At 66.7% G+C, this 20,314-nt stretch carries 18 protein-coding genes; 12 read left to right on the top strand and 6 right to left on the bottom strand.

Annotated elements, in window-relative coordinates; genetic code table 11:
* Positions 1 to 139 precede the first annotated feature (139 nt).
* Positions 140 to 589: a nickel-responsive transcriptional regulator NikR gene (gene nikR, locus MXF70_RS04415; protein ID WP_248517795.1), complete on the bottom strand. Its 450-nt coding sequence runs from the start codon at positions 587 to 589 to the stop codon at positions 140 to 142.
* A gap of 141 nt (positions 590 to 730) precedes the next feature.
* On the opposite strand from nikR, the gene MXF70_RS04410 reads away from it, so the two are divergent.
* A complete protein-coding gene (locus MXF70_RS04410) occupies positions 731 to 919 on the top strand; it encodes a hypothetical protein (RefSeq protein WP_248517794.1) in 189 nt (62 codons plus the stop codon).
* A gap of 121 nt (positions 920 to 1,040) precedes the next feature.
* Here the strand turns inward: MXF70_RS04410 and gcvPB are convergent, their stop codons facing one another.
* Both gcvPB and gcvPA read right to left on the bottom strand, forming a co-directional pair.
* Positions 1,041 to 2,480, bottom strand: a complete 1,440-nt coding sequence (gene gcvPB / locus MXF70_RS04405; RefSeq protein WP_248517793.1) for an aminomethyl-transferring glycine dehydrogenase subunit GcvPB — start codon at positions 2,478 to 2,480, stop codon at positions 1,041 to 1,043.
* 547 nt (positions 2,481 to 3,027) lie between these two features.
* Positions 3,028 to 4,359 carry an aminomethyl-transferring glycine dehydrogenase subunit GcvPA gene (gene gcvPA / locus MXF70_RS04400; protein ID WP_248517792.1) on the bottom strand — a complete coding sequence of 444 codons (1,332 nt, stop codon included), beginning with the start codon at positions 4,357 to 4,359 and terminating at the stop codon, positions 3,028 to 3,030.
* Between the two features lie 159 nt (positions 4,360 to 4,518).
* On the opposite strand from gcvPA, the gene MXF70_RS04395 reads away from it, so the two are divergent.
* From MXF70_RS04395 to MXF70_RS04345, 11 genes are all read left to right on the top strand, one after another.
* Complete coding sequence (locus MXF70_RS04395) at positions 4,519 to 5,352, top strand: alpha/beta fold hydrolase (protein WP_248517791.1); 834 nt, start codon at positions 4,519 to 4,521, stop codon at positions 5,350 to 5,352.
* The gene (locus MXF70_RS04390) at positions 5,349 to 7,109 is read left to right on the top strand and encodes an AMP-binding protein (protein WP_248517790.1); all 1,761 of its coding nucleotides are present in this window, start codon (positions 5,349 to 5,351) and stop codon (positions 7,107 to 7,109) included. The genes MXF70_RS04395 and MXF70_RS04390 overlap by 4 nt, the downstream gene beginning before the upstream one ends.
* 610 nt (positions 7,110 to 7,719) lie before the next feature.
* Positions 7,720 to 8,445: a helix-turn-helix domain-containing protein gene (locus MXF70_RS04385; protein WP_248517789.1), complete on the top strand. Its 726-nt coding sequence runs from the start codon at positions 7,720 to 7,722 to the stop codon at positions 8,443 to 8,445.
* A 137-nt stretch (positions 8,446 to 8,582) separates the two neighbouring features.
* Positions 8,583 to 9,437 (top strand): SDR family oxidoreductase, encoded by an 855-nt coding sequence (locus tag MXF70_RS04380; protein ID WP_248517788.1) that lies wholly within the window; start codon positions 8,583 to 8,585, stop codon positions 9,435 to 9,437.
* Positions 9,438 to 9,614: 177 nt separating this feature from the next.
* Positions 9,615 to 10,982 carry an ABC transporter substrate-binding protein gene (locus MXF70_RS04375; protein ID WP_248517787.1) on the top strand — a complete coding sequence of 456 codons (1,368 nt, stop codon included), beginning with the start codon at positions 9,615 to 9,617 and terminating at the stop codon, positions 10,980 to 10,982.
* A complete protein-coding gene (locus MXF70_RS04370) occupies positions 10,982 to 11,950 on the top strand; it encodes an ABC transporter ATP-binding protein (protein ID WP_248517786.1) in 969 nt (322 codons plus the stop codon). The genes MXF70_RS04375 and MXF70_RS04370 overlap by 1 nt, the downstream gene beginning before the upstream one ends.
* Positions 11,947 to 12,645, top strand: a complete 699-nt coding sequence (locus MXF70_RS04365; protein WP_248517785.1) for an ABC transporter ATP-binding protein — start codon at positions 11,947 to 11,949, stop codon at positions 12,643 to 12,645. Before MXF70_RS04370 ends, MXF70_RS04365 begins: the two co-directional genes overlap by 4 nt.
* Positions 12,642 to 13,703: a branched-chain amino acid ABC transporter permease gene (locus tag MXF70_RS04360; RefSeq protein WP_248517784.1), complete on the top strand. Its 1,062-nt coding sequence runs from the start codon at positions 12,642 to 12,644 to the stop codon at positions 13,701 to 13,703. Before MXF70_RS04365 ends, MXF70_RS04360 begins: the two co-directional genes overlap by 4 nt.
* Positions 13,693 to 15,057 carry a branched-chain amino acid ABC transporter permease gene (locus tag MXF70_RS04355; RefSeq protein WP_248517783.1) on the top strand — a complete coding sequence of 455 codons (1,365 nt, stop codon included), beginning with the start codon at positions 13,693 to 13,695 and terminating at the stop codon, positions 15,055 to 15,057. The genes MXF70_RS04360 and MXF70_RS04355 overlap by 11 nt, the downstream gene beginning before the upstream one ends.
* 43 nt (positions 15,058 to 15,100) lie before the next feature.
* Complete coding sequence (locus MXF70_RS04350) at positions 15,101 to 16,174, top strand: 3-oxoacyl-ACP synthase (RefSeq protein ID WP_248517782.1); 1,074 nt, start codon at positions 15,101 to 15,103, stop codon at positions 16,172 to 16,174.
* An 81-nt stretch (positions 16,175 to 16,255) separates the two neighbouring features.
* Positions 16,256 to 17,005, top strand: coding sequence for a DUF5518 domain-containing protein (locus MXF70_RS04345; RefSeq protein WP_248517781.1), 750 nt, complete (start codon positions 16,256 to 16,258; stop codon positions 17,003 to 17,005).
* A 39-nt stretch (positions 17,006 to 17,044) separates the two neighbouring features.
* Here MXF70_RS04345 and MXF70_RS04340 read toward each other — a convergent pair whose 3' ends face one another.
* The 3 genes from MXF70_RS04340 to MXF70_RS04330 form a co-directional block, all read right to left on the bottom strand.
* Positions 17,045 to 17,224 carry a hypothetical protein gene (locus tag MXF70_RS04340; RefSeq protein WP_248517780.1) on the bottom strand — a complete coding sequence of 60 codons (180 nt, stop codon included), beginning with the start codon at positions 17,222 to 17,224 and terminating at the stop codon, positions 17,045 to 17,047.
* Positions 17,225 to 17,325: 101 nt separating this feature from the next.
* Complete coding sequence (locus tag MXF70_RS04335) at positions 17,326 to 18,669, bottom strand: hypothetical protein (RefSeq protein ID WP_248517779.1); 1,344 nt, start codon at positions 18,667 to 18,669, stop codon at positions 17,326 to 17,328.
* Positions 18,662 to 20,230: an AAA family ATPase gene (locus tag MXF70_RS04330; RefSeq protein ID WP_248517778.1), complete on the bottom strand. Its 1,569-nt coding sequence runs from the start codon at positions 20,228 to 20,230 to the stop codon at positions 18,662 to 18,664. Before MXF70_RS04330 ends, MXF70_RS04335 begins: the two co-directional genes overlap by 8 nt.
* Between the last annotated feature and the right edge of the window lie 84 nt (positions 20,231 to 20,314).

Here is a 20,314-nt window from a genome sequence, read left to right as displayed (position 1 = left end):
GCCATCAGTGCGATCCCACGGTCGAGTCGTTACTCGGCGTCTCGATCGCGAGAGATCGTCGCATTCGCGCACGGACGGGAGTGTAGATTTCTGGAGGTTCTCGACCTCGCGGCCCCTCCGGGGACAGAGTAGGGACGGGTCAGGAGTCGCCCGACGCCTCCTCCGCGGCCTCCAGCGTCTGGGAGAACTCCTCGATCGGATGCACGGAGTAGTCCACCGAGAGCGTATCGCGCGTCGCTCGCACCTTCCCTACGAACGTCGAGATGTCCGGCAGGGTGCCTTCCAGCACGAACAGCTCCATGCAGTACCGGTCCGCGACGTGAGAGTGGAAGTTCGAGGCGACGAGATGCTCGTGCTCGTGGCGCAGTTCGGTCATGCGCTGCTCGACGCTGGTGGTCTCGTAATCGAAGACGACGGTGACGACGCCCATCAGCTCCTTGTCCTCGAGGGAGGCGTCCTCGAACTCACCGAGGAGGTTTCGACTGGCCTCGCGAACGACCTCGCTACGGCCAGTGTAGCCGTGTTCGTCGGAGAACTCGTCCAGGCGATCGAGTAGTTCGTCGGGCATCGAGACGGAGACGACTGCCATGTGACAACTGAGGAGCCGACGATTATCTAAGTCTTGCTAAAATGGGCCGCAAATCCGGGCTAAGTTAATAATCGGAAGCCAGTTGGCAGCGTCTGCGACGCGGCGAAGCTCCAATACTGAAGGCGGTCGAACCGCGTCTCGATGCCCGTTCCAGTCGCCCCCAGTCCGGATCGCTCGTTGCCGGTGCTGTTCGTCGCCGTCGCCCTCGCCGTGCTCGCGACGCGAATCTACGTGAACGGCGCAGCGCTCTGGCCGTCGCTCTGGATGGGGATCGCAGCAGGAGCAGGGGCGACGGTCGTGACCTGGGCGCTCGATCGACGGGGAGAGTGAGCGAGGGAACGTCCGGATTCGCGATACATCATCGGTGGACGTCGCAGATCCGGCGATCTGCAGCCCTGCGCCAGCGTGAACGAGATACGGCCAGAGACCGGTTCGAACGAAACGGGCCGGTTTACTCCTCGGCGCCCAGATCCTGCCAGCAGAGCCGCGGGCTCCGCGCCGCGCTGGTCTGGTCGATCCGCTTCGCTGCGGTCCGCTCGGGCGCGTTCGCCAGCGTCGCGTCGTCCTCGGACTGGACGGCGTCGAAAGCGGCCGCCAGCTGGTCGAGGGAGTCCCGCGATTCGACCTCCGTCGGCTCGGTCATCAGCGCCTCCGAAACCGTTTCGGGCCACTTCGTCGTCGGCGGGTGGACGCCGTGGTCGAGCATCCGCTTGGCGACCTCCGCGGCGTCGCGATCGCCGGCGGAGGCCACGAACTCGTGGTGGAACGGTCCGAACGGCACGTCGTAGTGGATCTGGCTCGCGAGGTAGTTCGCGTTGAGCACCGCCTTCGCGCTGGCGTCACTCAGGCCGTCGTCGCCGAGCCGGGCGATGTACGCCGCAGCCTTCAACAAGACGAGCCAGTTGCCCTCGAAGCCGTGGACCTTGCCGATGGTCCTGGCGGGCGCGTAGCGCTCGAAGGTCGGGTCCTCCGCGGTGCTATCCTCGGCCTCTCGAACGTGGGGCTCGGGCAGGAACTCGGCGAGGCGCTCCGAAACGCCGACCGGGCCAGCGCCGGGGCCACCGCCGCCGTGTGGCGTCGCGAACGTCTTGTGGACGTTGTAGTGCATCACGTCGAACCCCATGTCGCCGGGGCGAGCGCGGCCGAGCAGGGCGTTGAGGTTCGCGCCGTCGTAGTAGAGCAGCCCGCCGACGTCGTGAACGAGGTCGGCGATCCGCTCGATGTCGCGCTCGAACAGCCCGAGCGTGTTCGGGTTCGTGAGCATCAGCGCCGCGGTGTCCTCCGAGAGCGCGCCTTCGAGGGCGTCGACGTCGACGCGACCGTCCTCGCCGCTGGGGAGTTCGACGACCTCGTAGCCGCCCATCGCCGCGCTCGCGAAGTTCGTGCCGTGGGCGGTGTCGGGGACGATGACCTCCGAGCGGTCGTCGCCGTTAGCCTCGTGGTAGGCCGTCGCGATCAGGATGCCCGCGAACTCGCCGGCTGCGCCCGCCGGCGGCTGGAGCGTGACCGCGTCCATCCCGCCGATCGACGCGAGATCCTGCTGCAGGCGGTGCTGGACCGCCAGAATCCCCTGGATCGACTCGTCCGGGCGGTCGGGGTGGACGAGCGCGTTCGGATCGCTCGCGAGATCCTCGACGAACCAGGGGTTGTACTTCATCGTACAGGAGCCGAGCGGGTAGGGTCCGTGCTCGACGCCGTAGGTCATCTCGGAGAGCCGGGTGTAGTGGCGGGCGAGCTGGGGTTCGGCTGGGTCCGGGAGCGTGAGCTCGTTTCTCGTCAGGTCGTCCGGGAGGTCCACGTCGACGTCGACGGTTCGCTCGTTTGTCTCCGAGAGGAGCGGCTCGTACACCGGCGCGTCGTCCCTGGACCATCTGGCCTGATCGAACTTCATTGGAAATCACCACTACCAGCTGTAGCCGCAGCGTCGGTGACCGCATCCGCCCACCAAAGCCCTCGGCCGTTCGACGCAGCTACCTCGCTGCGCGCGGCTCCGCTTCGCTCCGCCGTGCTTACGTCGTTACCTGCGTCGACCGACCTCGCCCTTTGGAAGTCCGCCAGGAAGCGGTTGCGTGAGCGGCCGTGACTTCCTGGGCCTCGCAGCTCACTGGATCCCGGTGGGCGGTGGCCGATTCGTCCGACCACCGCGCCCTGGCGGCCTGCGAAAATCGAAGATTTTCGGGCGGCCAGAAGACGCGTCTTCTGGCAAACTGAAAGGGCGAGGCGGGCTGGCGTGCGCTCAGCCGGCCCTATCCGAGCGAGCGCAGCGAGCGACGGATATCCGGCTGTCGAGGGCGACCGACGGGAGCCCTCGGCACCGCGAGCGGGAGCGAACGGAGTGAGCGACACGCGAGCAGAGCGTGCGCGAGCGCGCCGAGGGCTTTCGAGGCGTTTTGGGGTACGGCTGCGATCACGGCACGGTCTACTGATACACGTCTCAGTCATCGAACCACCTCCAGAGCGTCGACCAGCTCCCCCGCGTGCTCTCGGTTGGTGTCGGTCACGCAGAGCTGCAGTCGATCGTCGTCGAGGACGTGGACGGCGAACCCTTCCTCGCGGAGCCCGTCACCGATCGCGGATGCCGAGGCGTCGGTCTCGACGAGGAACTCTCGGAACTGCGGTCGGCCGTGAACGGGTGCAGAGTACCCCGACAGATCGTCGACGTCACTCGCCAGCGACGCCGGCGCCTCGATACAGGTCTGGGCCAGCTCGACGAGCCCCTCTGGCCCCAGAGAGACAGCGTGCATCGCGGCCCGTAGCGCGACCCAGGCCTGGTTCGTGCAGACGTTCGAGGTCGCGCGCTCCTTGCGAATGTGTTGCTCTCTGGTCTGGAGCGTGAGCGTGTACGCCCGATTGCCGTCGGCGTCCTCGCTCGCACCGACGAGTCGCCCCGGCACCTGCCGAAGGAACTCGTCGCGCGTCGCGAACAGACCGAGCCCGGTGCCGTAGCTCGCGGGGAGCCCCAGCACGCTCGCGTCGCCGACGACGACGTCCGCGCCGAGCAGAGCCGGCCGCTCCAGCACGGAGAGGGCGATCGGATCGGAACCCAGGGTGAACAGGGCGTCGTGTTCCTCGGCGAGATCGCCGATCGCGGCGAGATTCGGATCGAGCGTCCCGCGGACCGTCGGCGATTCGGCGTAGACCATCGTCACGTCCGCGTCGATCCGCTCGCGGATCGCGTCGACGTCGGCCGCGCCGTCGTCGTGGGCGTAGCTCTCCACGCTGAGCGCCGTGCCGGCGACGTAGTTCTCGAGGACCGATCGCCGCTCCGCGCGGAGCAGCTCCGGAACGAGGATCACGTCGCCGTCGGTGGCGCGGACGCGCTTGGCGAGCAGCGCCGCCTCGCCCAGCGCCGTGGCGGCGTCGTAGAGCGAACAGTTCGCGACGTCCAGCCCGGTGAGCTCGACGACGATCGACTGGTACTCGAAGAGCGCCTGCAGGAACCCCTGCGCGACCTCGGGCTGGTACTGCGTGTAGCTCGTGAGGAACTCAGAGCGGTCGGCGAGATGCTCGACCGCCGAGGGAATGTAGTGGTCGTAATGCCCGCGACCGAGGAACTCGACCAGATCGTCGGTGCGGTCGAGATCGGCCGAAAATTCAGCGCGAACGGCCTGCTCGTCGTGAGCCTCGATGCCGAACTCGCCGTCGAACCGGACGGGCTCGGGCACGTCGAACAGGTCCTCGACGCTCTCGGCGCCAATCGCGTCGAGCATCGCGGCTGTCTCTTCGGGCGTGTGCGGTGCGAAAGGAGTGCCGGTGTCGTGGCCGGTCATGAATAACCCTGTGGGATACGACGAGGTTTCTCCCGGGGCCTAGTGAACGCACGGGTTTCGGATAGCGGTGAGAGGCGTGTGAGCGGTTCACGGCCGAACGATCGCCCCCGTTGATATGCCAACGTCCCCTTACAACCAGATGGAGGCGCAACTGTACCTATGCCAACTGCGAGCAATGGATCCGTCGAGATCCACTACGAGCTCGACGGGCCAAGCGACGGCGAGCCGGTGGTCCTCATCGAGGGACTGGGCTACGGCCGCTGGATGTGGCGCTGGCAGCGCGACCGGCTCACCGACGAGTATCGGGTGATCCTGCCGGACAATCGCGGCACCGGCGACTCGGACGTGCCGGAGGGTCCGTACTCGATCGGGGAGATGGCCGCCGACGTCGACGCGGTTCTCGCGGACGCGGGGCCGGGCGACACCGAATACGACGCCGTTCACGTCGTCGGCGCCAGCATGGGCGGGATGATCGCCCAGCAGTACGCGCTCGACTTCGATCGGGCCGCCACGCTGACCCTCCTCTGTACCAGCCACGGCGGCGAGGAGTCGGTGCCGATGCCGGAGGATACCGCCCAGCAGATCATGTCGGTGCCCGACGGCGCGGACGAGCGCGAGACCATCAAACACCGGATGGGCCCAGCGGTGTCGGATGGCTTCTTAGAGGAGCAGCCGGATCTCGTCGAGTCGATCGTCGACTGGCGACTCGCCGGCGACGCGACGGAGGCAGGACGGAACGCCCAGGCCGCCGCCGTGCAGGCCTTCGACGTGAGCGAGCGCGTCGGTGAGATCGAGCTGCCGGTCCAGTTGCTCCACGGGGACGCCGACCGCGTGGTGCCCGTCGAGAACGGCCGGATGCTCGCCGAGAAGCTCCCGGACAGCGACCTCGAGATCGTCGATGGCGGGCCGCATCTGTTCTTCGTCGAGCAGCCCGACCGCGTGGCCGACCGCACGCGAGCACACCTCCGGGCACATCCGATCGCGGCGCCATGAACTGGAACGCCCGCCCCTACGAGTGGGTCGGCGACTGGAGCGCCCGCAGAGCGTCGCTCTCGCCCGATCGCGAGGCGATCGTCGACGCGACGACGGGCGAACGGTACAGCTACGCCGACCTCGACGCGCGAGCGAATCGAACCGCGCGGCTTCTGGAGCGATACGGCATCGAATCGACGGATAGCGACGCGGCCGAACCCGGTGTCAGCGAGGGCGGCGAGCGCTTCGCCGTCGTCTCGCGCAACCGGATCGAGGTGTTCGACCTGTTCTTCGCGACGGGCAAGACCGGCGGCGTGCTCGCACCGCTGTCCCACCGGCTCGCGCCGCGGGAGCTCGCCGAGCTGCTGGAGCTGGTCGATCCTGCGCTGCTCGTCGTCGAGGCGCCCTTCGCCGAGCGGGTCGACGACGCGCTGGCACACGCAGAGGTCGATCCGCCGGTACTGGGGTTGCCCGTCGATACGACCGAGGACGCCGCGAGCGCAGCCGACGCGGCGTTCGGCGGACTGAATGCGACGAAATTTCGCGACGCGCTACCGAACGACACCTCGCCGATCGAGACCGCCGACGTCTCGCTCGACGATCCGCATCTCCTGCTCCACACCGGCGGCTCGACAGGCACGCCCAAGGAGACGATTATCACCCACGGCTCGATCGTCTGGAACTCCTTTAACACGATCGCGTCCTGGGGGCTCCGCCCGGACGACGTGACGCCGATGGTGTTCCCGACCTTCCACACTGGGGGCTGGAACGTGATCTCGATCCCACTCTTCCACATGGGCGGCACGATCCTGATCGATCGCGAGGTCGATCCGGGTCGCGTCCTCGACCAGATCGAATCCGAGCGTGCGACGGTGCTGGTCGCCGTTCCCGCGGTGCTCCGGATGATGGCCGATCACGAGGAGTGGGCGACGACGGACTGCTCCTCGCTGCGGTTCGTCAAGTCCGGCGGCGGTCCCTGCCGCGAGTCCGTGATCCGCGCGTGGCGCGAGCGCGACGGACCCACGGCCGAGGACGACGGCGTCGACCTCTCGCAGGGCTACGGCCTCACCGAGTGTGGCCCGAACAACTTCGCGATGCCCGACGGCTGGGCGGACGCGCCCGACGACCGGGTCAGCGAACGGGTCGCGAGCGTCGGCAAGCCCGCCATGCACGTCGACGCCCGGATCGTCGACGATCTCGGCGAGCCACTCCCCGACGGCGAAATTGGGGAGCTGGAGCTCGCCGGCCAGCACGCCGCCGCGGGCTACTGGCGCAACCCCGAGGAGACCGAGGCGGCGTTCGGGGCGGCTGCGGAGACGTCCGGCGCCGCGGCGGACGCGACCGGCGGCGCCGAGGACGACGGTGAGCGAGCGCAGGACGTCGATGGCGAGCGCTGGGTGTCGACGGGCGATCTCGCTCGCGTGGACGACGAGGGCTACGTCCACATCGAGGGGCGGAAGAAGAACATGTTCGTCAGCGGCGGCGAGAACGTCTACCCGCCCGCTATCGAGGACGTGATCGCGGATCAGCCCGACGTGGGCGACGTGGTGGTGATCGGCATCCCCGACGATACCTGGGGAACGGTGGGGAAGGCCGTCGTGGAGCCGGCGGCGGACGCCGGTGCCGAGCCGTTCGAACTCGACGAGCTAGCGGCGTTTCTGGACGATCGACTCGCTCGCTACGAGATCCCGCGGGCGCTCGCGTTCGTCGACGAACTGCCGACGAGTGGACCATCGAAGATCGACCGGCAAGCCGTCGTGGACGAGTTCGGGGAGTAAGCCAATATGTCGATTCTCAAGCTGGAGTCATCGCTTCAACGACCGTCCACGGAAGCCCCCTCCCGCTCGACGGTTTACGCTCGCTGCGCTCCTCGCTCAGTCGCTTCGCTCCCTCGCTATGGTGCTTGCGTCGCCTAAACCGACGAGCGGTCGGCCCCTTCCGGAGCCCCACCCCTGTGAATTTTCCTCAGGTCACGAAACCTCCCAGGAATGCCCCGGCGCGCGCTGGCGTGGGTGAGCCGAGCGGAGCGAGGCGAACCTCGTCGGAGCTTGCTCCGACGGTGTCGCGAGCCCCGGAGCGGGCGAGCGGCCGATGCCGGCCAGCGCGCGAGGGCCGAGCACCGTAGCGAAGCGAGGAGCGCAGAAGGCTGGGGAGGAGTGAGGTGGGTGGGGCTCCGAAAGGGACAGGCCGCTCCGGGAAGCCCGGCGACGCAAGCACTGCAGCGACTGAAGGGAGTGAAGCGCGCAGCGAGCCGCGCGACTGGAGCGTCCTGGGGCTTTCGGGCCGACTCGCACCGCCAAACCTACTCACCATTCAACACCACTCAGTACCATCCACCAGACCTCTCCGTGCGCCAACGTTAAGCGCTCACAAACGTTTGAATCGATCATGATCGACCTCACGATGGACATGGAGCAGTACGACTGCCCGTTCATCGCCACCACGGACGATCACGAGGTCTCCTTCGCGGCCGTCCACTGGGAGTTCGACGAGACGGCCCGGGAGCTCGAGACGCGGCTCGTGGTGGAGGGTAGCTCCCGATCGACGCTGGAGACGGGGCTCGACGCACTGCAGAACCACGACGGGATGACCCAGTGCGATCTGTTCCGCAAGCGCGACGACACGGCGTTCATCCGGACGGTGATAGAGGAGACCGACGCGATGGGGGTCATCCGCGCAAACGACGGCTACATCACCGGGCCGTTTCGAATCGCCGATGGCTCGGAGACCTGGGAGGTGGGGTTCGACGACGAACGGATCGCCAGCGACGCGCTCTCCGAGCTCGAACGGAACAACGAGTTCACCGTCGAGTCCCGCGACGTCCTCGCACTCGACGACTGTTTCGATCTGCTGGACAACGCCAACGCCGCCGCGGAGCTCCTCGAAGGCTGTCGGGACCTCTCCGAAACCGAGCGGGCGACCCTCTCCGTCGCGGCGGATGCGGGCTACTTCGAACAGCCCAGGGACGCGACGCTCCAGACGCTCGCCGACGAGTTCGAGGTGTCCGACACCGCGGTCTCGAAGAACCTCCGGCGCGGCGAGCGGAAGGTGCTCCGACGGGTCGTGAACGCGCTCGAATCGCTCGATACGGGGCCGTCCGGGCGGGCGCGGTAGCGTCGCGGCTCGCCGCGACGCGGAGTGGTTCGGGCGGCAGTTCTCACGGTGGATTCGCGACGAACAGCAGTCGATTCGGACGCCGGGTTCGCATGTCAACCCGCCCTGTGACGGTCGACGCGACCCTCTAGTCCAGTATGAGCACCGAGGTCGCGCCGCCGGAACTCGCTCGCGAGGACGTCCACACGATCGACGACGAGCGGTTCACTCGCGACCGGGTCGCGGTCGTGACCGGCGCGGCCTCGGGCATCGGGCGCGCAACCGCGCTCGCGGCCGCGGTGAACGGACTCTCCGTGCTCGCGACGGACGTCGACGAGGACGGGCTCGCCGAGACTGTCGAGCGCGCAGAGGACGTCGGCGGAACGGAGCTTGCCGACGCGATCGAACCGTTCGTGGCGGATCTCCGGGAGGAGTCAGATCTCCGTTCGATCGCCGACGCGGCGCGCGACCTCGGCGACGTCACCTTTCTCGCGAACGTCGCCGGGCTCCAGCACGTCGCGCCGATCGGCGAGTTCCCGACGCCGGCCTACGACCGGATCCAGGCCGTGATGCTCCGGGCGCCGGTGCTCCTGACCCGGGAGCTCTGGGACGATCTCGAGGCCAACGACGGCTGCGTCGGCAACATGGCCTCCGTCCACGGCCACTACGTCACGGCGGACAAGGTCGCGTACAACGTCGTCAAGTTCGGCATCCGCGGGCTGACCCAGTCGATCGCCGCGGAGGGCGACGGCGACCTCCGATCCTTCTCGGTGAGCACCGGTTACGTGGCGACGCCACTCGTGACGGACCAGCTCGAGGACACCGCCGAGCGCCGGGGAATTTCTGTCGACGAGGTGATCGAGGACGTCATGCTCGGGCAGGCGCGCACGAAAGAGATGATGACGCCGGTGGAGGTCGCGAACCTGTTCGTTCTGGGCTTTTCGCACTTCGCGACGCACCTCAACGGCGGCGATCTGCTGTTCGACGGCGGCATGACCACGACCTACGAGTGAGTCGCGTGTGGGAGCGAGAGCGGTCGGGGGACGAGGGCGAAGGATCCACCTGGCAGAGCGCGGCCGACGGGCGAACGGTCACACCGGCGTAGTCGAAGAAACTGCGGCGAAACGGGGCCAAGGTTGAGATATCAACCTGCCACGTCTTGCACCTAGGATGCCTAGTATACTACTAGCATGGCATCAGATCACACGCGGCGTGACGTACTCAAGGCGACGGGTGGCGCGGCGACGGCTGCGAGCTTCGGGCTCGCGGGCTGTATCGCCGGCGACAGCGACGGTGGGGGTGGCACCGTCTCGGGGACGGTCACGATCGGCGTGATGCAGCCGGTCAGCGGCGGGGTGAAGTACTACGGCCTCCAGAGCCTCTGGGGGTTCCTCTCCGGGCTCGGCTACAAAGCCGACGAGGCGCCGCCGAACGTGACGGCGGCGGGGACGACGACGATCGAGGTCGACGAGACGACCTACGAACTCATCGTCGAGGACAGCCAGTTCGTCCCGGACCAGGCCCAGTCCGTGGCGACGTCGCTCGTCGAGGACGACGAGGTCGACCTGCTGTTCGGGACGGCCAACTCCGGCTCGGCGCGGCGGGTCATCGAGAACGTCGCGAAACCCGCCGAGACGCCGTTCGTCGTCGGTCCCGCGGCCGCCGCGGACGTCACGTCCAGTAGCGAGTTCTGCGGTGAGAACATCTTCCGGGCCAGCGAGAACACGGCGATGGACGCCCGGAGCGGTGGTCGGTACGTCGCCCAGAACACCGACGTCGAGCGCGTCTACATCATGGCCGCGGACTACAGCTTCGGCCAGGCGGTCGCGGCGAACTACAAATCCGTGCTGGAGGCAAATGGCGTCGAGGTCGTTGGCACCGACTTCGTGCCCCAGGGGTACTCCGAGTTCGAGGGCCACTTCCAGAGCGCGGTCGACGCCAACGCCGACGCGGTCATCGGCGGGTTCACCGTCCAGACGCTTCCGGCGTTCCTCTCGACCGGGCTCGCCGGCGACTGGGGCCTCCGGATGTTCGGTGGCTTCGCGACCCGGATCACCGCCAACGCGGTCGGCGGGGTCGCCGCGAACGTTCTCGGGACGCCGCTGACCGCCGAGAAGATGGAGGACGCCCTCCTCGGGCCGTTCACCACGCGCTACCACTGGAACCAGTACGACAACTCGATCAACGACTGGTTCGTCGAGAACTATTCCAGCGTCTACGGCACACTCCCGGACCTGTTCACCTCCGGGACGTTCACCGCTGCCTCCTCGATCCACCAGGCCGTGGTCGACGCCGGCTCCACAGCGGGTGCCGACATCGCCGCATCGATGCGTGGCATGACCGTCGCCGACACGCCGAAGGGCGAGGACGGCTACACCTACCAGGAGTACAACAACCAGGCGCGTTCGGCCATGACCGTCGCGTACCCGGTGCCGACGTCCGACGAGTGGAAGGACAACTGGGACGCCTCGATCATGCCCGGCGAACCCATCGAGACGGTGGGCGCCGACCAGGTCACGCTCCCGGCGGATAGCGAGGACATGGACTGCAGCCTGTAATGACGTTGCTCCGAACGCGTGGCCTGACCAAGCGATTCGGCGGGCTCACCGCGGTCGATTCGGTCGATTTCGGGCTCGGTGCCGGGGAATGCGTCTCGCTGATCGGCCCGAACGGCGCCGGCAAGACGACGTTTTTCAACCTGCTGACGGGGACGCTCGTGCCCTCGGGTGGTACCGTCGAGTACCGGTCCGGCGGTAGCAGGGCGGCCGCGGACGGCGGGGCCAGGAACACCACCGCCCAGCGCGCCGACGGCGAAGCGATGCCCGACGGCGGTGCGGTCGCTGAAGGCGGGAGCGGCGGACGTCCGGGTAGCGGCGCAGCCGCGGACGACTGGCAGGACATTACCGACGCCTCGCCGGACGAAACGGCGCGGCTCGGAATCCACCGCTCCTACCAAATTACGAATATCTTCCCGGCGTCGACGGTGCTCGAGAACGTCCGGATCGCCGCACAGGCCCACGGCACGGATAGCTGGCGGCTCTGGCGGAACGCCGGCGCGTTCGGCGAGTACGAGGCGGAGGCCTGGCAGATCCTCGAGCGGGTCGGCCTCGACGACAAGGCCGATCTCGTCGCCGACACGCTGAGCCACGGGCAGAAGCGCCACCTCGAAGTCGCTATCGCGCTGGCCGGCGATCCCGACGTCCTCCTGATGGACGAGCCGACGGCGGGCGTCTCCCGCGACGGCGTCGATCGCATCGTCTCGCTGATCGACGACGTCGCCGCCGACCACGCCATCCTGATCGTCGAACACAACATGGACGTCGTGATGGACGTCAGCGACCGGATCGCGGTGCTCCACCAGGGCTCGCTGATCGCCGACGACGAGCCGGAAGCGGTGCGCGCGGATCCGGCCGTCCAGCGGGCCTACCTCGGTGGCTACGGTGACGAGGAAGACGAATCGGGCGGTGGGACCGGCGGAGCGGACGACAGGTCGGAAACCGCGGACGACGGGGTGGACACAGCGTGAGTGCGATCGAGATCGACGACGTCCACACGTACTACGGGCAGAGCCACGTTTTGCAGGGGCTCTCGCTCACCGTCGAGGCGGGCGAGAACGTCGCGTTGCTCGGACGGAACGGCGTCGGCAAGACGACGACGTTGCGCTCGGTCCTCCAGCTCACGCCGCCGCGGGAGGGGACCGTGCGTATCCACGACGAGGACGTCACGGGCATGGCAACGCACGAGGTCGCCCAGCGCGGCGTCGGGTGGGTACCCGAAGAGCGCCGCATGTTCTCCCACCTCACCGTCGCGGAGAACGTCCGGGCGGCGATCCCACCGGACGCGGATCCCGCAGAGCGCATGCAGCTCGCCTTCGATCGGTTTCCCGACCTCGAAGGGCTGCGTGGACAGGAGGCCGGAAGCCTCAGCGGCGGGCAACAGCAGATGCTCGCCATCGCACGTGCGCTCGTCGGCGACAACGACGTCCTGCTGGTCGACGAGCCCAGCGAGGGGCTCGCGCCGCTGATCGTCGAAGAGGTCGTGGAGGCCCTGGAGGCGCTCCCCGACGACATGACGCTCGTGCTGGTCGAACAGAACGTGCCGATGGCGCTGGAGCTGACCGACCGGTTCTACGTCATCGACCACGGTGAGGTCGTCGCGGAGGGCGACTCTGCGGCAGCCTCTCTCGAAGACGATCGCATTCGGAGGTATCTCACAGCATGACGGGGATCGTCGCGCTGGAGGCTGCCCTCCAGCCCGCGGTCGCTGGCCTCGACGCGATCGTGCCGCTGGCCAACCTCGGCGGGCTCACGGAGCTCGCCGATCCGACGACGCTGCTGGACATCTTCCTCAACGCGATCTCGAAGTTCGGGGTGTACGTGACGATCGCCGCCGGCCTCTCGCTGATCTTCGGGCTGATGGGCGTGCTCAACTTCGCCCACGGCTCGCTGACGATGATCGGGGCGTATCTCGGCGGCGCGCTCATGCTCACGTTCGTCTCGGAGGCGACCAGCGACGTCGTCACGATCGCATTCTTCTTCCTGGCGCTTGCACTCGTGTTCGCGATCGTGACGGCCTTCGGTGCCGTCATCGAGATCGGGCTGATCCGGCCGATATACGACAGACCGCCGCTGTTCCAGATCCTGCTAACCTTCGGGCTCGTGCTCGTCTTCGAGGAGGTCGTCCGGATCGTCCTCGAAATCCAGGACATCCAGCCGAACGTCGACTGGACGGAGGCGGCCGGGACCCGCCCGGACGTCCTCGGCTTCCACGAGATTCTCGGCGTTACGACGCGCGGGATCTACCAGTTCGAGGCGGTCGTGGGGATCCTCGTCGTGGCCGCGACGTGGTGGTTCCTCACGCGAACGAGCTACGGGCTGCACATCCGTGCCGGCAGCGAGGACGCCGAGATGGCACAGGCGCTTGGCATCGACGTCCGACGCTCCTTCACCGTCGTGTTCGGCGTCGGCGCCGGGCTCGCGGCGCTGGCCGGAGTCATGCTGATGTGGGATCCCCGCTACGGCGCGAGCGTCGGCCTCGGCGTCGAGACGCTGCTGATCGCGTTCGTCGTCGTCATCGTCGGCGGTCTCGGATCCTTCAAGGGAACCGTCGTCGCGGCGGCGATCGTCGCGGTCGTCGACGCGCTGGCGTCCTGGATGCTCGTCAACGACGTGGTCACGTTCTCCGGGCTGCCGGAGCTCGTGATCTTCCTGGTGCTCGTGGGCGTGCTCGTCGTCCGTCCACAGGGCCTGTTCGGCGTCGAGGAGGTGGGTGGCCATTAGCCCCGATTCGTCGGTACCGGCCGACGAGGGGGCGAGCGCCGCCACTGCGGACAGCGACGCAGCTGCGGAGCGTGACGCAACTGCAGAGAGCGACGCGGGTGGACCGCTCGGGACCGTCCGGTCGATCGTCGCCGATCACGTCGTCCACATCGCCGTGATCGTCCTCTTCGCGATCTATCCGCTGGCCTACACGCAGATGGTCGCACTGCCGGTGATCGGGGAGGAGCTGGCGCTCCTGATCCCGCGGACCCGGACGATGGTCGCCGTGCTCTACTTCGGGCTGTTCGCGATGAGCTTCGACTTCATCTCGGGGTACACCGGCTACCTCTCCTTCGGCCACTCGATGTTCTACGGCATCGGGGGCTACCTCGTCGTGCTCTCGATGAACGGGAAGGTGCCGTTCCTCGGTGGCATCGACTCCCTGCTCGTGCTGGTGCTCGTCGGCGGGAGCCTGGCGATCGTCGCGGCGCTGATCGTCGGCGCGGTCTCCTTCCGCCTCTCGGGCGTCTACTTCGCGATGGTGACGCTCGGCTTCGCGGAGGTCGCCCACGTGTTCATCCGGAACTGGGACTACGTGAGTTCCAACCCGCGAGACGGCGCGAGCCTCGGGAACAACCCGGTCTCCGTCGGCATTCCCGGGTGGGGACCGCTGCCGGAGTGGAACGTCGACATCGGTCGGATCATCGGTAGCGAGTTCCCGAATTTCCTGGGGACCGGCTTCGACCTCAGCACGAGCGACGTCTCCTTCTACGCCGTCGGCGTCGTCGTCCTCGTCAGCTACTTCGCGATGCAGCGGATCATCCACTCACCCTACGGCAAGGTGATGATCGCGATCCGCGAGAACGAGGAACGGGCGCGAGCCGTCGGCTACAACACGTTCTACTACAAGATGGGCGCGTTCGCGATGAGCGCCTTCTTCGCGGCGGTCGCCGGCGGACTCCTCGCCGGATTCAATCGATCGGTCGCCCCCGAGAACACGTTCGACCTGTTCGTGACCGCCGACGCCCTGCTCGCCGCGATCATCGGCGGGTTCGGCACGCTCGCCGGTGCGCTGTTCGGCGTCCTCTTCCAGAACACGCTGGAGGAGTTCCTCTCGACGGAGGACGGCCTCGCGCAGTATCTCAGGGAGACCCTCTCGGAGTCGACGCTGGACACGTTCGTCGGCGACGGCATCGACCTGCTACTCAACGGGAGAGCGGGGCTGTACGTCGGGATCGTGTTCATCCTCTTCGTGCTGTACGTGCCCGAGGGGATCCTCGGGACGCTCCGCTCGCGGCTGGGCGGCAAAGTCGCACGGAAGCTGCCCGAGCGGATCCAGCGCTACCGCAGCGGTGGCGGAGGTGGCGGCTCGTGACCGACCCCAGCGCCGGCCACCAGACCGCGGGCGGTGATCGCCGATGACCGGGGCTGACGCCAGCCTCACCGGCTACGGCGTCCACGTGCCCGATCAGATCGTCACCGGCGCCGAGATCGCCGCCGAGAGCGGGATTCCCGAGGACGTCGTGGTCGAGAAGATGGGCCTACGCGAGAAGCGGGTCTGCCCGCCAGATTCCGAGCACGTCAGCGACATGTGCGTGCAGGCCGGCGAGCGGGCGATCGCAGACGCCGGGATCGATCCGGCGTCGCTCGATCTCGTCCTCTTCCACGGCAGCGAGTACAAGGATCACGTCGTCTGGAGTGCCGCCGCCGACGTCGCCGAGCGGCTCGACGCGACCGAGGCCTACGCCACCGAGTCCTACTCGCTGTGTGCCGGCGCACCGATCGCGCTGCGGCAGGTGCGGGCACAGCTGCTCGCGGACGACGTCGACGCGGCGCTGCTCGTCGCCGCGAGCCGGGAGGAAGATCTCGTCGACTACGACAACGAGCGATCCTCGTTCATGTTCAACTTCGGCTCCGGCGCCGCCGCGGCCGTCCTCGAGGCAGATCGTGGCGACGCGGCGTCGGCCCACTCTCGAACCGCCGACGGCAGCGTCGCCGATCGCACCCGTGCGACCGTCCACCGGAGCGCCGCGATCACGGACGGGTCCTTCTCGCGAGACGTCGTGATGCCTGCGGGCGGCTCCGTGGAGCCAGCCTCCCACGAGTCAGTCGAGGCGGGCCGACACACGCTCGACGTGCCCGATCAAGACGGGATGAAAGAGCGGCTCGGAGCGGTCTCGCTCCCGAACTATCTCGCGGTCGCCGACGACGCGCTGGCTCGCTCGGGGTTCGACCGATCGGATCTCGATTTTGTCGCTCTCACCCACATGAAGCGGTCCTTTCACGAGACGCTGCTGGAGGAACTCGGCGTCGACCCCGAGACCGACGCCTACTATCTCGATCAGTACGGCCACGTCCAGAGCGCCGATCAGCTCCTCGCCCTCGACGAGGCGCTGCAGCGAGAGCGCATCGCCGCGGGCGACGTCGTCCTGTTTCTCGCGGCCGGAACCGGCTACACCTGGGCGGCGACCGTGCTGACCTGGACCGGGTAAGCCCGGCGCGCGCCGACAGACCGGCTGCCCGCGCGGTGATGACGGCAGTTTCAAGGCGGTACGAACCGAAGGTTTTGGTCGATGTCCTCCACCCCACCAGCGGAGCAGCCCGCTCACGACACCCGCCCTCACGACCGCGATATCCCCGCGTTCGTCGACTGGCTCCTCGGCGCATTCTTCGCTATCCTCGGATTCGTCGCAATCTTCGTCGGAGCCGGCGTGTTCTCGATGATCGACCGCTCTGAGATCCGCGAGGCGGTCGCGGAAGAAGCCATCGTCGTCGAGGGGCTCTCCGACCCCGAGACGGTCGACATGACGCAAGCGCTTGCGAACTGGGCCGCCTTCGGGCTGATCGCAACCGGCATCGTTCTCGTCCTCGCCGGGATCGGCTACGTGCTCATGCGCCGGCGCACCCACCGTCGCGCCGCCGCGGGCGAGCCCGTCAGCCACTACGGCGCGAACGCACTGCTCGGCGCGCTCGTCACGATCGTCGTGTCGTTCGTCCCGTTCTCACAGGTGCTGGGCGGGCTCGTCGCCGGCTACCTCGAGCAAACCGAATCTGAGCGAACGGCCAGCGTCGGCGCCGCTTCGGGCGTGTTGTCGACGGTTCCCGCAGTCGTCGTCCTGCTGTTCGTCACCGGCGGTGCGGCCTCCGGATTCCTCGCGATCGGTGAGGGCGGGGCCGCATTGGTCTCGGTCGCACTGGCGCTGCTCGGGGTGTCCTTCATCGTCCTCCTCGGTGGCGGGCTGGGCGCGATCGGCGGCCACCTCGGCGGCCAGTTCGCCAAGGACGATTCCTCGCCGGACGATCACGCCGAACCGCGAGCCTGAGCGGCAACTGCACTCCTCGACCGACCGTCGGGGCTGATGTTACTCGTGGAAACGCGTCCACTCGTCGACCGGGACGAGCTCGTCGTCACCGCACGAGCCACAGACTGCCGGCGGTTCCCAACTGTGCGTGCCGCCGGATTCGTGGACCGGCGTTCCTGCGTGCATGGTCTGACAGGCCACACAGACGTACTGCTGGACCGATTCGGGGACGTGTGCCATGGGTGAGCGTTCGGCAGAGTGGGAAATACGTGTTATTGAGGACGGGGAGGAGGTGGCTTCAGACTGGAAACAAGTAGTGAGCGGTCGTCGGGACGAACAGCCTATAGCACGCGATCCAGTAGCTCTGGAATTGCTGTCGGGAGTTCCGAAGCCTGTAGAATCCGGATCGTCTCCTGTTCGTCCACCGACGCCGTCGGGCGCCCCTCTATGTCCTGAACGACCAACGCGCCATTCCATCCAGAGCCGAACGGAGACCGCTCCTCGTACACTAGTTCCTCGTCCTTTCGGAGGAACGCCAGATACTCGAGCGTCTCCGTAACTCCCTCGTGAATCGTCTCCGCTTGCGTCGAGTGCTTGACCTCGGTAACCAGATACTCGAACCGGTCGTCGCGTTGGATCTCGAGGACGATGACGTCGGGACGGTTCGTGTGCAGGTGGAACTCGTCGTCCTCGAAGTACTGATCGAGGACCCGACGGGACTCTCGTCGGACGCGTTCCGATCGAGTAAGTTCTGCGTCGGTTTTCTCGATTGGCGCGCGAACGAAGGAGAGATTTCGATCTCGTGCGGAGTTGTCGTGATAGAGCACGACATCTGATCCATCTTCGTTCTCGATCCGCGCGACTTCCTGACGATCAGTCTCGATCGTCGCGACCGTCGCATCGCCGTCCTGATGGTCCTCGATCGCCCCAACGTATTGGAAGAGAACGTACAGTTCGAACAGCGTCTCCTCATCGTCGGGCGTTATCGTCGTCTGTTCGAGGAGATTCCGAATCGCATCGACGTCCCCACGTCGGCTGGCTCGATGGTCACGGAGTAGCGAGGCTGCGTCTCGATAAATTTCGTTGCGGGCAGTCTCGGCACGCTGAAGCATCCGATCGGTCGGTTCGTACCCTTCCGGATCCCGAATCCGCGTCACGTGTACGTTGCGTTCGAAGAGATCCCGGAGCCGATCCACCAGTTCGAGGTTCTCCTGCCAGCGGTCCGTGACCCAGTCGTACTCGGCACGGAGATACGCTTCCGAGTCGTCAAGGGTCGTATAGATCAGCGATAGGAGTCGTTTGAGCACGACGTTCTCGTCGATGTCGTAGCTCTCGTGGCGGGTGTCACAGACGAACAGCGATCGGTCACCGGGGGCGCTCGACGCTCGCGTCGTCATCGTCGCTTCCCAGTCGATGCGGCCCGATATCTCGCCCCGGTTCGCCGTCGTGACGTTCTTGGTCTGTGTCTTGATGCTCCGGATCCGGTGGGGGAGCGACTCGACGAACTCGACCACGTCTGGCCGCAGAACGAAGTGGAGGTCGACGAGCGAGTCGAAGTCTTCGAACCGCTCGTCGAGCCCGTTGGGTTTGATCTGTGCAGCGACGTGGTCCTCCGGCATCGAGCCGTGCATCACGTAGGCGAACAGATCCTCGGACACCGAGTCGATGAGCGCCTCCCTATCCATCGATCTCGACCTGTAGTACGTCCCGTGAGAGAGCTGCGAGCCGCGGCCGGTCGACCGCTTCGATTCGGGAGAGCCGAGTAACGATCGCCTCGCGTCGTGGAGCACCCTCCAGTTGCGGAAGCACAAAGTTCCCGACCGCCGCTGTGATCGCAGTTCGCTGGTCGCGATGGGGCCCGTGTTCGACGCCCTGAATGATGTCCTGAACGATCGCCGGGCCAATTTTTCGATCGGTACGCCCTCCGTTCAGGACGCGCCATACTTCAGAGACAGCGTCGAGCGTCTCCTCGCTCGGATCGAGGGCCCAGCCGTCGGTGTACTTCCGGAGCAGAGCGATTCGCTCTTCGCGATCCTCTGGGATCGTCGGTGCGTCGACGTGGACGAACGAGAATCGACGCATGAACGCGTAGGAGAGTTCATAGAGCGACGTCTTGTCGTAGGTGTTCATCGTCGCGATAAGACGCCAGGAGTCGGGCATGACGTACTCGTTCGGTGCTGGCGTGCTATCGATCGAAGACGCCGGCTGGACGACGATCTCTTCGCCGTCCTTGCGGTATGGGAGCTGGACAGACTGACCCGAGAGCAGAGTAAACAGCTGACCAAACGCCTTGTCGATGTCCGCGCGATTAATCTCGTCGATGACGAGGAGTTCGTTCTCCTGTCGTCCGTCCTGCTTGAAGCGGCGGAGGACCTGTCCCGGCTCGAAAGAGAGGTTCTCGCCGTCGGTCTCGGTCGGCATGTAGCCGCCGACAGTCTCGAACGTCGACCAATCGGCAGTGGCGGTGGTGATCTGTTGACCCGAGTAGATCCCGGGATTCGAATCCACCATCTCAGAGCATACCCGCCTGGCGAGTTCGGTCTTTCCAGTACCAGGCGGACCGGTGAAGATCACGTGCTTCCCGCTGTCGAACGCCGACGCGACTTGATCGAGGATCTCTTCGGCGCGGTCGTCGGGGAAGTGAAGGCCGTCGAGGATGTTGGCGTCGAGGTCGATTTCCGGTTCAGAGCGGACGTCGATCGCAGTGTCATCGGACCCGGCGGATTCGGAATGCGTCTGCTGGCCAGATTCGACACCCTCAGCGAACGCTGCAACCGACCCATACCGGCCCCTGATCCCACCGACCCCGAGTTCGTTGAGCGGACTGAATCCCATCGGGTATGCACGATCGTAGCCCGCGAGGTCGTGGACTTCCTCGGAGGGAACGTCGATTTCGTGCGGTGCGGCGAGGTAGATGATCCGACTCCACGGTTCGTCGTCGAAGTTCGGCCAGATCTCGCGGCCGAGTTCTTCGTTGAGTTCGGTGCCGAGAACCTTCGTCGAGTGGGTGTAGCTGCCGTTCCTGTAGAAGAGGAGATAGTCGTCGGTATCGACGTCGTTCCAGGTGCCATCCAACGTCGACTTCGCCCCCCACAGCCGGACGAGGTCACCGTCCGTCGGCGCATCGTCACTGAACTGCCTGATTCGTTCCGAGGAAATTCCCTCGACGACGGTGTTTTCGAAGTTTTCGAGCGCCGCGTCGTTCCCATACGGCGCGAGAAAAAGCCACGCCCCGTCGTATGCCATGTTCTGGTGATTTGTCGATTGCCTTCAAATATCTACTGGGGCGTAGTTTGAAATCCGAAGGCGGAGCGAAGCGTTGGCGTGCTG

The organism is Salinarchaeum laminariae, assembly GCF_023204835.1.
In the GTDB taxonomy this organism is placed as follows: Archaea; Halobacteriota; Halobacteria; order Halobacteriales; family Salinarchaeaceae; genus Salinarchaeum; species Salinarchaeum laminariae.
Note: the sequence above shows the minus strand (reverse complement) of the source record. Positions and strands in the feature narration are given on the sequence as shown.